The 15,546-nt window shown below is 68.9% G+C and carries 6 protein-coding genes; 4 read left to right on the top strand and 2 right to left on the bottom strand.

Annotation, left to right across the window (positions count from 1 at the left end):
- Nucleotides 1–82: 82 nt before the first annotated feature.
- From ACFWFP_RS12365 to ACFWFP_RS12355, 3 genes are all read left to right on the top strand, one after another.
- On the top strand, nucleotides 83–292 hold the full coding sequence (locus ACFWFP_RS12365; protein WP_379294816.1) for an MbtH family protein: 210 nt from the start codon (nucleotides 83–85) through the stop codon (nucleotides 290–292).
- A gap of 100 nt (nucleotides 293–392) precedes the next feature.
- Nucleotides 393–5,144 carry an amino acid adenylation domain-containing protein gene (locus tag ACFWFP_RS12360; protein WP_379294815.1) on the top strand — a complete coding sequence of 1,584 codons (4,752 nt, stop codon included), beginning with the start codon at nucleotides 393–395 and terminating at the stop codon, nucleotides 5,142–5,144.
- Nucleotides 5,141–12,289, top strand: coding sequence for an amino acid adenylation domain-containing protein (locus ACFWFP_RS12355; RefSeq protein WP_379294814.1), 7,149 nt, complete (start codon nucleotides 5,141–5,143; stop codon nucleotides 12,287–12,289). Before ACFWFP_RS12360 ends, ACFWFP_RS12355 begins: the two co-directional genes overlap by 4 nt.
- A gap of 58 nt (nucleotides 12,290–12,347) precedes the next feature.
- Here ACFWFP_RS12355 and ACFWFP_RS12350 read toward each other — a convergent pair whose 3' ends face one another.
- Entirely contained in the window at nucleotides 12,348–13,373 is a 1,026-nt protein-coding gene (locus tag ACFWFP_RS12350) for an ABC transporter substrate-binding protein (protein WP_379294813.1), read from the bottom strand.
- Nucleotides 13,374–13,526: 153 nt separating this feature from the next.
- Here ACFWFP_RS12350 and ACFWFP_RS12345 point away from each other — a divergent pair, with 153 nt between their 5' ends.
- Nucleotides 13,527–14,474 carry a TauD/TfdA family dioxygenase gene (locus ACFWFP_RS12345; RefSeq protein ID WP_379294812.1) on the top strand — a complete coding sequence of 316 codons (948 nt, stop codon included), beginning with the start codon at nucleotides 13,527–13,529 and terminating at the stop codon, nucleotides 14,472–14,474.
- Between the two features lie 4 nt (nucleotides 14,475–14,478).
- Here ACFWFP_RS12345 and ACFWFP_RS12340 read toward each other — a convergent pair whose 3' ends face one another.
- Nucleotides 14,479–15,417, bottom strand: a complete 939-nt coding sequence (locus ACFWFP_RS12340; protein ID WP_379294811.1) for a methionyl-tRNA formyltransferase — start codon at nucleotides 15,415–15,417, stop codon at nucleotides 14,479–14,481.
- Nucleotides 15,418–15,546 lie beyond the last annotated feature (129 nt).

The raw sequence follows: 15,546 nt of genomic DNA, 5'->3' as shown, positions 1-15,546 counted from the left end.
GTCGCGCCGTCAACCCCTTGCCATAATTAGGCAAGGCTTGCTTTACTTCATGGGCCGGCATTCGTCCGATCGAGGAGATTCCATGTCCCCCAATCCCTTTGACGATGACAGCGGCGAGTTCTACATCCTGGTCAATGCGGAGAAGCAGTACTCGCTGTGGCCGGTGTTCGCGGAGGTGCCCGCGGGCTGGACGGTCGATCACGGGCCGGGGGATCGGCAAGCGTGCCTCGACTATGTCGAGACCGTCTGGACGGATATGCGCCCGGCGAGCCTGATCGAGCGGATGCGGTGACGCGGCGACACCCCGAGCATGCCTGAAGTCCGATGAACATCTCGGGGGAGCTGATCGCACAGCCGAATTCGGTTGCCCCGGAAGCGAAAGGCGGTTCCGCATGAATGCGGACAGATCTGCGAACCTGGCCGAACGTCGTCGTGAACTGCTCCAACGCCGCCTGGCCGCGGCGAATCTGCTCAACGCGCCCGCGGTGCGCGCCGACGAATCCGCCCCATCCGGTGTCCCACGCCCACTCTCGCCCGGCCAGCAGCGCATGTGGTCGATCCAGCAGCTCGATCCGGGGACGGTCGGCTACAACGTGACGATCGCGGTGGATGTCGTCGGCACCCTGGATCCGGACCTGCTCGGGCAGGCTGTGCAGAGCGTGGTCGCCCGGCACGACATCTTGCGCACCACCTACCGCATGGACAACGACCGGCCCGTGCAAGTGGTGGCCGACGAACTGCCCGCCGTATACGAGCAGTTCGACCTCAGCGAGCTGGCCGATACCCCCCGTGCCGCGCGCGTCGACGAGCTCGCCCGCGCGGTCGCCGGGCGACCGTTCGACCTGTCGCAGGATTCGCCCTTGCGGGTCCGCCTGATCCGAACCGGTACCGCGACAAGCACACTGGTCGTGGTCGCCCACCACATCGTGTGGGACGACGCCTCCACCGCGGTGTTCTTCGGCGAGTTGATGGACGGTTACCGGGGCCTGCTCGCCGGGCGACCACTGCGCGAGGATCGAGCGCAGCGGCAGTTCGCCGATGTCGCGCTCGGTGCGAGCGGACCCGACGAGGCCGGACTCGCCTATTGGCGCGGCAGGCTCGCGTCCCTGCCTGCCGTGTTGGATCTGCCCGGCATCTCCGGCGGCGCGGGCGGCCGGGGGCAGGAGCTGTCGCGGCCGATGGGTCCGAGCACCGGACGTCGGGTCAGAGAGCTCGCCCGGCGCGAAGGCGTGTCGACCTTCATGGTGCTGTTCGCCGCGGTGTCCGCGCTGGTGCACGGCTATACCGGCGCACGCGAATTCCTCATCGGCGCACCGGTTGTCAACCGCGACTTCGTCGGCTCGGAGTCCGTCATCGGCTATCTGGGCAATACGATCCCACTGCGTGCCGAGGTCGATCCGGCCGATGATTTCGCGACACTGCTGGCTCGGTGCCGCAACACCTGCCTCGACGGCTACATCCATCAGCACATCGAGCTCGACGACATCGCCAAGGCCGCCGACACGCAGCGGCCGCGCGGCGACGGGCGCCTGTTCGACATCGTGTTGTCGCTGCGCTCACCGATGCTGGAACCGTTTCGCGCCGCGGGTCTGCACGTGAGCCGGCGACATGTGCCCGGCGGCGATGCCCGCTTCGACCTGACCCTCGCGATCGAAACCGACGGCGACGAGATGTCGGTCGAGGCCAATTATCCGGCGGGCGAGGGAGCCGGCGACCAGGTAGGCAGGTTGCTCACCCAGCTCGATCGGCTACTCGGCGCGGTGCTGGCCGACCCCACCGCCCCGCTCGCCGAGCTGGTCCTGCTCACGCCCGGCGAGCGCGAGCAGGTTGTGCGTGCGTGGAACGACACCGCGACACCGGCCGACACCCGATTGCTGCCTGACCGTTTCGCCGATCGAGTCGCCGCAACGCCCGACGCGACAGCGGTCATCGATTCCGGAAGTGGCTCGGCCACCGTCGAAATGACCTACACCGAGCTGCATGTCCGGGCCAATCGGCTCGCTCGGCATCTGGCCGGGCACGGTATCGGCCCCGAGAACATCGTCGCGCTGGCTGTCCCACGATCTGCCGGCATGCTGGTGGTGGTCCTGGGAACCCTCGCGGCGGGCGCGGCCTATGTCCCGGTGGATCCGTCCTATCCCGCCGACCGGGTGCGGCTGATGCTCGACGACTCGCGCGCGGATCTGGTGATCACGACGAGCTCGGTGGCCGCGGGCCTCCCCGAGGCGGGTGTGCGGCGACTGGTGCTGGACGAGCCGGATGTCGTGGCGTTGCTGGAGTCGCGTTCGGGCGCCCCGCTGTCCGATCGAGACCGGACCGGCCCACTGCACCCGGACAATCCCGCCTACGTCATCTATACCTCCGGGTCGACCGGCGTACCGAAGGGCGTCGTCGTCTCGCACCGGGCCGTGGGCAACCACCTGGATTGGGCGATCCGCCGATTCACCGGTCTGGCCGGACGCACCCTGCTGCACTCGTCGATCTCCTTCGACTTCACCGTGACCCCGCTCTTCGGGACGCTGCTGTGCGGTGGCGTGCTCGAACTGTGCGACGAGGGGCCCGACGCGATCGCGACGGCCGCCGGGCCTGCTTCCTTCCTCAAGGTCACCCCGAGCCATCTCCCGCTGGTGTCGTCGGTGAACTTCGCCGCGGACGGTCCACGGACCCTCGTGATCGCCGGTGAGGCACTACGCGCAGAAGCACTGGACCGGTGGCGACCCCCGGCAACCGGCACGATCGAGGTGATCAACGAGTACGGGCCGACCGAAACGACAGTGGGCTGCACGCTGTACGACATCGTCACAAGCGATGACCAAGTACGACAAGCGGGTTCGATTCCGATCGGCCGCCCGGTCGCCAATACCCGGTGCTACGTGCTGGACCGCGCTCTGCGTCCGGTTCCGGTCGGCGCCACCGGGGAACTCTATGTCGGCGGGGTTCAGCTGGCCCGCGGATATCTGCGGCGGCCGGGTCTGACGGCGGCGCGGTTCATCGCCGATCCTTTCGTCCCCGCCGATTCCGCTGTCGGTGGACGTCTCTATCGCACCGGCGACCGGGCGCGCTGGAATCCCGCCGGCGCTCTCGAATTCGTGGGCAGAGTCGACGAACAGGTGAAGATCCGCGGATTCCGGGTGGAACCGGGGGAGATCGAGGCGGTGCTGGAGCGACATCCGCTCGTCGCTCGCGCCGTCGTGGTGGGCCGCTCGGACGGGCCCGGCGGAATCTACCTCGCGGCCTACGCGATTCCCGCCGATTACGTGGGCTCCCGTTCTGCCGTCGACGGTGCCACGCTGCGTGCGTACCTCGCCCGCGAGCTGCCCGAGCACATGGTCCCGGCGGCTGTCGTCGTGCTGGACGAACTGCCCCTGTCGCCGTCGGGGAAAACCGATCGGCGCGCACTGCCCGCACCGGAGTTCGCGAGGGGCACGGACACGTCCCGGCCGCCGTCCGGCGCCGCGGAGGAAACGCTGGCACGAATCTTCGCCGAGGTACTGCATCGCGACACCGTCGGCGTGACCGAGGCGTTCCTGGAGATCGGCGGCGACAGCATCCTCGCGATCGGGCTCGTCAGCCGCGCCAGGAAGGCGGGGCTGAAGATCCTGCCCAAGGACGTTTTCGAGCATCGCACGATCGAGGCACTGGCTGCCTTCGCGACCCGTGACGACGAACCGGAGCAGGCGACGGCACCCGATGATCCGGTGGGAGCCGTCGAGGCGTCGCCGATCATGCGGTCCTTCGCCGAGCGTGGCCTGCTCGGTGACCGCCACCGCATGTGGGTGCTCGTCGACGTTCCACCCTTGGAACCCAGCACCCTCGGCAAGGCGCTCGACGCGGTGCTCGACACCCATGATGTCCTGCGGGCGCGGCTGGTTCGCGCGGACCGGCCACACCTGGATGTCCGCCCGCGAGGAGCGATTCGCGCGCGATCACTGGTGCGCCGAGTCCCGGTCACCGAGGCGAGGACCGCCGGCACCGTCGCAGGCGAGCTCGAGTCCGCCGCGGACCGCCTCGACCCGGTGAACGGGGTGATGGCGCAGGTGGTCTGGTTCGATGCCGGTCAGGACCGAGGACAGTTGCTCCTGGTCGCACACCATCTGGTGGTCGACGGGGTATCGCTGCGCCTGCTCGTGGAGGATCTGGCGGGTGCGTGCCGCGCGGCCGAGGCCGGTGCGGACCCGGCCCTGCCGGCCGTGGGTAGTTCGGTGCGGGCGTGGTCGCGAGGCCTGGTCGAGCAGGCCGGGTCACGGGCGAAGGAACTCGACTACTGGCGTGACGTAGTGCGCGGACCCGACGAACTGCTCGGGTCGCGTCGGCCGGACCCGGTTCGGGATACGTGGTCGACCGTCGAGTCGGTGACCGTGGAACTGGACGCGGCGACGACCGACGCCCTCCTCACCACGGTGCCGCAGGCCTTCTTCGGCACCGTGGAGGACACGTTGCTCGCCGCTTTCGCCCTCGCCGTCACCGGCTGGCGCCGCGAGCGCGGCACCGACGCCGAGTCGGTGCTGGTGCTGATGGAGGGGCACGGGCGCGAGGAGTCCGCGGTCGCGGGCGCGGATCTTTCGCGCACGGTCGGCTGGTTCACCACGCAGTATCCGGTGCGCCTGGATCTTGCGGGAATCGATCTCGATGACGCGTTCGCCGCCGGATCGGCGGCGGGCGTCGCCCTCAAGCGCGTCAAAGAGCGTCTGCGCGAGATACCCGACCACGGTGTCGGTTACGGGATACTCCGCTATCTGGATTCCGGCGCCGCGGCGCCGCTTCGTGAATTCGCTGCTCCACAACTGGGTTTCAACTATCTGGGCAGGGTGGAGGTCGGCACCGGTGCCTGGTCGATCAGCCCGGGTGGGCTCGGTGCGGCTTACGATCCGGCCATGCCGATGCCGACCACCGTGGTGGTCAACGCGGTCACCGAAGTCGGACCGGAGGGCACCCGGTTGACCGCGCATTGGATGTACGCGGGTGGGATCCTCGCCGACGGCGACGTGCTCGCCCTGGCCGAACGGTGGCGGGCCGCGCTCGACGCGCTCATCCGGCATGCGGCCGGGCCAGGTGCGGGCGGCCGTACACCGTCGGATCTGTCCCTGGTGTCGCTGGACCAGTCTCAGCTCGACGCCCTCGAAGCGAAATGGCGGAAGTCGTGACCGCGCCGGGATCGGGGATCGAGGACATCCTGCCGCTGTCCCCGCTGCAACAGGGCCTGCTGTTCCACGCGACCTGGGACGAGCACGATCCCGACGCGATCGACGTCTACATCGCCCAACTCGTCATCGATCTGGAAGGGCTGTTCGATCGGGATTGGATGCGGGCGGCCCTGGCCGCGTTGACCGCACGCCACACCGTGCTGCGCGCCGCGATCGTCCGGGATTTCGACGAGCCGATGCAGGTGGTGCTGCGCGCTGTCGAGGTCCCCGTCACCTATATCGATCTCAGCGACCACCCCGAGGCCGAGACCGAGGCCCGCCGCCTCGTCGAGCAGGACCGCCGCACCCGGTTCGACCTGGAACAGCCACCGCTGCTGCGGTTGCTGGTGATCCGCCTCGGCGACCGGTCCCACCGGATGGTGCTGGCCAACCACCACATCATCAGCGACGGCTGGTCAACACCGTTGCTGATGCGCGACCTGTTCACCCTCTACGCCGGGACAGCGGGCGACAGCGGACCGCCCCGGCCGTATCGGGACTATCTCACCTGGCTGCGCCGGCGTGACAATGCCGCGTCGAGGGCGGCGTGGGCCGCCGCACTGGACGGGATCCGGGAACCGACACTGCTCGCGCCACAGCTGCGCGGGACGTCGATGTCGCTGCCGGACAAGGTGGGTCGGGTCATCGAACCGGAGTTGGCCGGTGGGCTCGGCCGGTTGGGTCAACGCCTCGGCGTCACTGTCAACACCGTGCTCCAAACCGCGTGGGGTCTGCTCGTGGGGCGGCTCACCGGACGTGACGACGTGGTGTTCGGCGCGACGGTTTCGGGTCGGCCCGCCGACCTGCCCGGCGTCGAATCGATGATCGGGCTGTTCATCAACACCGTGCCGGTCCGGGTCCGCCTCCCCGCGGGGGAACGCCTCACAGATCTGCTGACCCGGATGCAGTCCGAGCAGGTGGCGTTGCTCGACCACCACCATGTCGGGCTCGCGGACATCCAGCAGGCGCTCGGCACCGGAGCGGGGGAGCTGTTCGACTCGCTGGTGGTGTTCGAGTCGTTCCCGTTCGACGCCGAGGCGATCACCCGGGTGCAGACCGACGGCGGGTTGCGATGCACCGCCATCGATCGCCCCATCGCCACGCACTATCCGTTGACGCTCATGGCGTTGCCGACGCCGGGTGCACTCGAACTCAGCCTCCGATATCGGCCGGACGCGTTCGACGCCGCCGCGGCACGAACCCTGCTCGACCGGCTCGCCGCGCTCCTCGCCGCCCTCGTCGCCGATCCGGAAGTTCCCGTGGCGGCGATCGATCCGTTCACCGATGTCGAGCGCGCCGCCTTCCTGCGGGCCGGGCACGGTGCGCGGACCGCCGTCCCCGCGACGACTCTGCCCGAATTCTTCGTCGCTCGAGCGCGCCGCGCACCGGACGCGGTCGCGGTGGTGTGTGGTTCGGTGGAACTGTCCTACGGCGAACTCGATGCCAGGTCGCAGCGGCTGGCGGGCAGGCTGATCCGGGCGGGCATCGGCCCGGAGGACCGGGTGGCGATCCTGCTCGGCCGTTCCGCTGATCTCGTCGTGGCGATCCTCGGCGTCGTCCGGTCCGGCGCGGCATATGTGCCGATCGACCCCGACTACCCGGCCGACCGCATCCGGTTCGTCCTCGACGACTCCGCGCCCGCGGCCGTAATATCCGACGAGAGTCACACGGGCGCAGCGGATCTCGGTCTTCGACTCTTCACCGTCACCGACGGATCCGAGCCCGGGGGCGACCCGGCCGATCGGTTCGCGCCGATCGCGAGACTGCGCCCGGATCACCCCGCTCACGTCATCTACACCTCCGGCTCCACCGGCAGGCCGAAGGGCGTGGTGGTCTCCCATCGCAGTGTGGTGGCGTTGTTCGCCGCCGCGCAGCCACTGCTGAGCCTCGGCCCCGACGACGTGTGGACGCTGTTCCATTCCACCGCATTCGATTTCTCGGTGTGGGAACTGTGGGGGCCGCTGTTGCACGGTGGGCGCTTGATCGTCGTCCAGCGGGCGGTGACCCGTTCACCCGGAGAGTTCCTCGACCTGCTGGCCGAGCATCGGGTCACCGTGCTCAACCAGACGCCGTCGGCCTTCGCGGAGCTCGTGCGAGCCGACGCGGAACGCACCGGGATCCCGCTCGCGTTGCGCCTCATCGTGTTCGGCGGCGAAGCGCTCGAGCCGACTCGTCTGGCCGGTTGGTACAGCAGGCACGCCGGCGACGCACCCCGTCTGGTCAATATGTACGGCATCACCGAAACCACCGTGCACGTCACACATCTGGCGCTCGACGCCGCGCACGCGGACTCGTCGGCGAGCGCGATCGGCAGGGGACTGCCCGGACTGGATGTGTACGTGCTCGACAGCGCCCTGCGCCCGGTCCCGGACGGGGTCGAAGGCGAGATCTACATCGGCGGAACCCAACTCGCGCGCGGCTACCTGGGACGACCCGGCCTCACCGCGGCCAGGTTCGTGGCGAATCCGTTCGCCGTGCCGGGACAACGCCTGTACCGATCCGGCGATCTGGCTCGGCGGACATCGGACGGATCGCTCGAATACCGCGGCCGCGCCGACGACCAGGTGAAGATTCGCGGTTTCCGCATCGAACCCGGCGAGATCACCTCGGCGCTGGCCACCCACCCGGAGGTGACGCAGTGCGCGGTGGTGGCCCGCGACGACCGTCCCGGCGGAACCTACCTCGTCGGCTACGTCGTCGGTCGCTCGCCGGATCCACTTGTGTTGCGCTCCTACCTGCGTGACCGGCTGCCCGAGCACATGATTCCCGCGACGTTCGTCGACCTGGACCGGCTGCCGTTGACCGGCAACGGCAAGCTCGACCGGCGTGCGTTGCCCGCTCCCGACTTCGGCGACGGCACCGGCGGCCGCGCTCCGGAGACCGGTACCGAACGCGAACTCGCCGCACTGTTCGCCGAGATCCTCGGCCACGACCCGTCCCGGATCGGTGCCGAGGACTCGTTCTTCGCGCTGGGCGGGCACTCCCTGCTCGCCACGCGACTCGTCTCGCGGGTCCGCACCCGCCTGGGGCGCGAGATCAGCGCGCGGTCGATCTTCGACCATCCGACGGTCGCCGGCCTCGCCGCCACGATCGAGCACACCGCCACCGGCACCCGGCCGTCGCCGCGATCGGGGCGAGCGGACCGGGCCCGTATCCCGCTGTCGTTCGCACAGCAGCGGCTGTGGTTCCTGTACTGCTTCGAAGGTCCGACACCGCACTACAACATCCCCTTCGCCCTGCGCATCACCGGTCCACTCGACGTGGCGGCCTTGCGGGCGGCCCTGGCCGACGTGCTCGCGCGCCACGACAGTCTGCGCACCGTCATCGCTGTCGACGCCGAAGGACCTCGGCAGCAAATCCTCGACGCGGCCGAGTGCCGACCGGAACTCGAGGTGCGCGACGTCGCCGCGGATCAGGTCGACATCGAGCTGGTCGAGGCCGCCGGGCACGCCTTCGAGCTGGACCGCCACCTGCCCATCCGTTTCCGGTTGTGGCACTGCGATGCCGAGGACGAGCACGTGCTGTCGGTGGTGCTGCACCACATCGCGGGCGACGGTTGGTCGACCGGTGTGCTGCTCGACGACATCGGCACCGCCTATCGCGCCCGCCGCGCGGGCCGTGCGCCGGGATGGTCGCCGATGCCGGTGCAATACGCCGACTACACCCTGTGGCAACGCGACCTCCTCGGCGCCGACGACAATCCCGGCAGTCTCGCGGCCACCCAGATCAGCTACTGGCAGGAAACGCTCGACGGCATCGGCGACGAACTCACCCTGCCCACCGACCGGCCGCGTCCCCGGCAGCCGTCCTACCGTGGCCGGGCCGTGCGCGAATCGGTGCCGGAGCGCACGGCGAGCGGCGTGCGTGAACTCGCGCGTGAGCTGGGCGCGAGCGAGTTCATGATCGTCCAAGCGGCGGTGGCGGTGACCCTGGCCAAACTCGGTGCGGGAAAAGATATTCCGCTCGGCACGCCGATCGCGGGCCGCACCGACGACGCACTGCACGGCCTCGTCGGCTTCTTCGTCAACACCCTGGTGGTGCGCACCGACGTCGCGGGCAATCCGACCCTGCGCGAGATCGCCGCCCGCAGCCGAGACGCGGTCCTCGGTGGCCTCGAACACCAGGATGTGCCGTTCGAGCGACTCGTCGAGGCGCTGAATCCGGAGCGGTCGCCTGCCCGGCATCCGTTGTTCCAGGCGATGGTGACCTACGACGACGCACCGGGCAGGGTCGACCTCGACGGTGTGCGAGCCCGGCTGATCGTCCCGGAGCTACCGGTCGCGAAGTTCGACCTGTCGTTCCGGTTCACCGCCGGAGCGGGCCGTGCCGGGCTCGACCTCGAAATCGGTTACAGCACAGATCTGTTCGATGCAACGACGGCGCAATCGATGCTGGCCAAGCTGCTGCGGGTACTCGATGTCATGGCCGCCGCACCGGACACGAGGCTCGCCGAGCTCGCCGTGCTCGACGCCGCCGAACGTCGTCGCCTGCTCTACGAGTTCAACGACACCGCGGCGCCCGAACCGGAGCACACCCTGCCCGAGCTGTTCGCCGCGCAGGTGCGGCGGGCACCGGATGCCGTCGCGGTGGTCGGTGCGGGCGCCCGGCTCACCTACGGCGAACTGGATTGCCGGGCAGCGGCATTGGCCGCCGAGATCGCCGCGTACGGGATCGGGCCCGAGCAGATCGTGGCGATCCACCTGGACCGCGGCGCCGAGCTCGTCGTCACGCTGCTGGCCGTGCTGCGCTGCGGCGCGGCGTTCGCGCCCGCTGAACCGTCGCTGCCCGCGGCCCGCGTCGCCGAGATCTGCCGCAGCTCGGCAGCGCGGCTGGTGCTGACCACCGCGAGCCACCGCGCCGATCTCCCGGATCTGGCCGATGTCGACGTGCTGGTCGTTGATCCGGTCAGCACCCCGCTGCCGTCGGCGGTGCCCGCGAGCACCCCACCGGCGCTCACCGGGGACAGTCTCGCCTACGTCATCTACACCTCCGGCACGACCGGGCGCCCGAAAGGCGCGATGATCCGGCACCGGCCGATCTGTTTCCGCCTGCTCTGGCAGGCCGGCCTCCTCGGATTCGGCCCCGGTGACGCGACCCTGTTCAAGGCGCCGCTCGGGTTCGACATCTCCATCAACGAGATATTCCTGCCGCTGGTCACCGGAGCCCGCCTGGTGATCGCCGAGCCCGGCGCCGAACGCGATTCCGCCAGGCTGCTCGACATCATCGGCGAACACCGCGTCACCTTCGCCTATCTGGTGTCCTCGGTGCTGGACGTGATGCTCGGGCTGCCGGGTATCGAGGAGGTGGCAGGCACGCTCACGCATGTGTGGTGCGGCGGTGAGGCGCTCACGCCCGAGCTGTTCGCCCGGTTCCGGGACCGGCTGGGCGATTCGATCATGTATCACGGCTACGGTCCGGCGGAGGCGACGATCGGGGTCAGCCACCTGATCTACCAGCCCGGCGCCGAACGTGGTTCGGTGAGCATCGGCAGGCCCAACCCGAACACCCGCATCTATGTGCTCGACGAGCTGCTCCATCCCGTCCCGATCGGCGTCCAGGGCGAGTTGTATGTGGCGGGTCTGCCCCTGGGGCGCGGATATGTCAACGATCCCGCGGCGACGGCGGCACGGTTCGTCACCGACCCGTTCGGCCCGCCGGGCGAGCGCATGTACCGGACCGGCGACCTCGGCTACTGGACCCCGGAGGCGACCCTCGAGTTCCGTGGCCGCGCCGACGACCAGGTCAAGATCCGGGGCATGCGGGTCGAACTGCAGGAGATCGAATCCGTTCTGGCCGAACACCGGTCGGTTCGCAACGCGGTGGTCGTCACGACCCGGTCCTCGACGAAGGTGGCGGTGCTCGTCGGGTACTGCGCCACCGGCGCGGACGACCCGGTCACCGGCGAGGAATTGCGCGGATTCCTGCGCGGCCGGTTGCCCGAACACATGATTCCCGCCGCGGTGGTGTGCCTTCGCGAGCTACCGCTTCGCCCGTCGGGCAAGGTGGACCGCCGGGCGCTGCCGATGCCCGAGCTCGGCGCGTCCGCGCCGCACCGTGCGCCGACGACCTCGACCGAGAAGACGCTGTGCGCGCTGTTCACCGAGATCCTCGGCGTGGAACAAGTCGGCGCTGACGATTCCTTCTTCGAACTCGGCGGCTATTCGCTGCTGGCGACCAAGCTGGTGGCCAGGGTCCAGGCCGAACTCGGGGTGGAGGTGGCACTGCGGACCGTCTTCGACGCCCCGACCGTCGCCGCGCTGGCGCGCATCGTCGATATCGGTGACGTGGCCGCACTGCCGACTGGGACCAGGGAGGAGGGAGCGTTCGCGCCGCTGTTGCCGATCCGCCGGACCGGTGACAAGCCCGCCCTCTTCTGCGTGCACCCCAAACTCGGCCTGGCGTGGATGTATTCGGGCCTGCTCCCGCATCTGGATCGGGACCGGCCGGTCTACGGCTTGCAGGCCACGGCCATCGACGCCGACCACCTGGCCGCTCCCGGCATTCCCTACCTGGCGCGCAGCTACGCCGCCCGGATTGTCGCGATGCAGCCGCACGGGCCGTATTACCTGCTGGGCTGGTCGCTGGGCGGACGGATCGCCCAGATGGTGGGCACGGTGCTCGAGAGCTGGGGGCACGAGGTGCCGCTGCTCATCCTGTTGGACGCCTACGCGGACGTGGATCCGCCTGGGGCGGTGGCTGATTCACCGCTGGACCTGTCGACCCTGTACTACCGCTGGCTCGAACGGGCCGGTTACGACGTGAGCGGTCTGGATCCGGTCACCGTCACGGCGGCGACCGTGCGCGGCTACGCCGCCGAATTCGGTGGCGTGTTCGGTGGTCTGGCGGAGGGCGAGATCGGGGAGCTGGTCGACAGCTTGCTCGCGATCACCCGGATCGATCGCACCGCGGCGCCGTCGAGATTCGCCGGTGACGTGGTGTTCTTCGCGGCCGAAGACAGCGAAGGCGCCGCGCTGGCCGGCTGGCGTCCCTACCTGTCCGGCCGGATCGACGACTACCCGGTGAACTTCGACCACGACGATCTGATGGCTCCGCATTCCCTCGCGCAGATCGGTCCGATCGTCGCGGACCATCTGCGCGGGAGATGACAGCACGGTGCCCGGCCGCGACGCGTGCGCGGCCGGGCAGACAGACGGCAACGGCGGATCAGGCGAACCGGCGCGCCAGCAGTGGCACCAGACCGTCGACGGCGTACGGCACGCTCAGCACCGAACCGGCGGACAGCGCCAACGAGATGTTGAAGTCTTCCACGACGACCAGGCGATTGTCCTGTGCGGCCCGCGAGGCCGCCAGCGCCGGGTACTGCGCGAGGGTGTCGGCGCGGCTGAGCCCCTCTCTGGTCAGCACCACGACGACGTCGGCGTCGGCCTGGTTGACGAGTTCCGCCGACAGTTCCACGAAGAACTTCGAGGGGTCGAGCCCGGCCACGTACGCCGTGGGCACCAGCCCCAGCGCCGCGGCGATCTTCATCCGGGTGTCGTTGACGGTGTACACGCCCAGTTGCCGCGCGCTGCCGAGCAGGATCGATACGGTCTTGCCGTGGAAGGCCGGATTCGCTGCCTTGGCCCGGTCCAGGACCGCCTGGGTGTCGGTGATCAGCTTCTCGCCGTCGGCTTTGCGGCCCACCGCCGCGGAGATGATCCGCGTGGAGTCCTGCCAGGTCACCGTATTCGGCGCGGTGTTCGGCGGCAGCCCGAGCGTGGGCGCGATCTTGGTCAGCGCCCGGTACTCGGTCTCGTCGCCGGCGGACTGCACATCGAGGACGAGGTCGGGCCGCGCGGCCAGCACCTGCTCGATGTTGATCGGGTTGGTCAGAATCGTCGGATTCGCCGAACCGAGTTTCGATTCCGCCCAGACGCCGACGCCTTTCGTCATGGGCGGGACGAAGCGATACACCGTGGCCGGGGTGATGCCGAGTGCGAGCAGCACATCGTGGTCGGTGCGGCCGACGGAGGCGATCGTCGTGGGAGCCCGGTCGATGGTGACGGGACCGAATTTGTCGGTGACGGTCACCGGGAAGGAGTCTGTCGAATCAGGCTGGGGTGCACCGGTTTCGGCTCCACCGCTGGTGCCGCAGGCCGCGAGCAGTGCCGCCGATCCGACGGTCGCGGCGCCGAACCCGAAGAACTGTCGACGGTTCCAGGTCCGCGGCGATACGGGTTGTCGATTCATGGATGAGTGCTCCTTCGCAGCGCTGCACAACTGGTCTCGGCACAGATGCCGCGGCAGTCGGTAAGGGATTCAACGGGTTTCGTCGAAATAGACGGAAGCCGAGCGTCAAAATAGCATAGGCTACCCTAATAATGCAGAGGTTCGGGAGGATGGATGACCATCGACACGCCATCGGCGCCACCGGCAATGCCCTTCGTCGTCGACGGAGCGGGCCCCGCGGCCGACCGGCTGCGCGAGGATCGCACCGCGATCCGTGACCGGCTCACCGAACACGGAGCGGTGCTGCTGCGCGGATTCGACGTCGGGGGAACCGACGGGTTCGAGAACTGCGTGCGCGCGGTATCGGGGGAACTGCTGACCTACGTCGAGCAGTCCTCGCCCCGGACGCGGATCAAGGGCAATGTCTACACCTCCACCGAGTACCCCCAGCACGCGGAGATCCCCCTCCACAACGAGATGTCCTACCAGCAGATCTGGCCGCTGACGCTGTTCTTCCACTGCGTCGAACCGCCACAGACCCAGGGCGCGACACCACTGTCCTCGACGCGGCGGGTGTACGAACTCATCGATCCGGCCGTCCGGGCCGAGTTCGAGCGACGACGCTGGATGGTCGTGCGCAACTACGGCGAGGACATCGGTCTGCGATGGTGGACCGCCTTCGGCACCGAGGATCGGCACGAGGTGGCGCGGTTGTGCGCGGCGGGCGGCGTCGAACCCGAGTGGCGTGACGGTAATGCTCTGCGCACCAAGGCTGTTCGTGATGTCGTTCACCCTCATCCGAGCACCGGTGTGCCGTTGTGGTTCAACCACATCGTGCTCTTCCACGAGAGCAGCCTCGAGCCGTCGGTGCGGGAGGGGCTGCTCGACATCTACGGGTGGGACGGACTGCCGAACAACACCTATTACGGCGACGGTGCGCCGATTCCCGATGATGTCGTCGCCCACCTGCGGCAGTGCTACCGCGAGGCGTCGACGCGATTCGACTACCGGCGCGACGATCTGCTGATCGTCGACAACATGGCGACGTCGCACGGTCGCGAGCCGTTCACCGGACCGCGCAAGATCGCCGTCGCCATGTCCGAGCCGTCGAGTGGTGGCTGAGCGCCTACGTGCCGAGATAGCCGCCCATGGTGTGGAAGTGGTCGCGGGCGGCGATCTCGGTACCGTCCTCGGTCCGGACGCGTTCGATGACCAGCCCGCGGCTGCGCCCGCGCCGGGCGTCCGCGCCGGCGACGATCACCACGCCCTCGCCTTCCGGGATGAAGATGCGCCCGGGCGTGCCGCCGTAGGCGCGCTGGGAGACCGAGGCGCGCACGATCCGCAGCGGTCGCCCACGGTGGAGCGTGAAAGCATTGGGATACGGGTCGGATTGGGCGCGGATGAGTCGCTCGATGTCCTCGGCGGGCCAGGTCCAGTCGATCCTGCTGTCCTCGAGCGACCGCTTGTGGAAGAAACTGGCCGCGGTGGGGTCCTGGTCGGTCGGCGCGACCTGCCCGTCGGCGATCAGGGTCAGGGCCTCGGTGACAACGGGTTCGATGAGATCGACGGTCTTGTGGAACAGGTCGGCCCCGGTGTCTCGCGGGCCGACCGGCACCGAGTGCTGCACCACGATGGCGCCGGCGTCGAGGTCCTCGTTCATCATGTGCGCGGTGACGCCGACTTCCTTCTCTCCGTTGATGAGTGCCCAGATCACCGGCGAGAAGCCCGCGTAGGCGGGCAGCAGGGAGTCGTGCACATTCAGGGTGCCGTATCGCGGCAGTGCGAAGATCTCGGGCGGCAGCCAGGTGCGCCAATTGTTGGCGACGACGATGTCGGGCTCGGCCTCCTTGACCGCTCTGGCCATGTCGTCGTCGGGCCGGTTGGCGATCACGACGGGCACGCCGTTCGCGGTGGCGAGATCCGCGACGGAGTCGGCCCAGATCCTTTCGTAGACATGCTCGCTCTTGGGGTGCGTGACAACCAGCGCCACCTCGTGGCCCGCGTCGAGCAGCGCCTTCAGTGTGCGGTGACCCCAGGTCTGATACCCGAACATCGCGACTCGCATGCTTCCTCCTCGTGCCGGATCACTATGTCCGCCAACGTAATAAGCCAATCCTGACCTAACTTAGGTTAGGCTAGCTTTGCGCTTTCATCGAGGGATGGGACAAAAAATGCCGGTATGTCACGATGCTCC

Origin of the sequence: Nocardia sp. NPDC060249, assembly GCF_042728755.1 — a bacterium.
GTDB lineage: Bacteria > Actinomycetota > Actinomycetes > Mycobacteriales > Mycobacteriaceae > Nocardia.
This window is presented reverse-complemented; position numbering and strand designations above follow the sequence as displayed.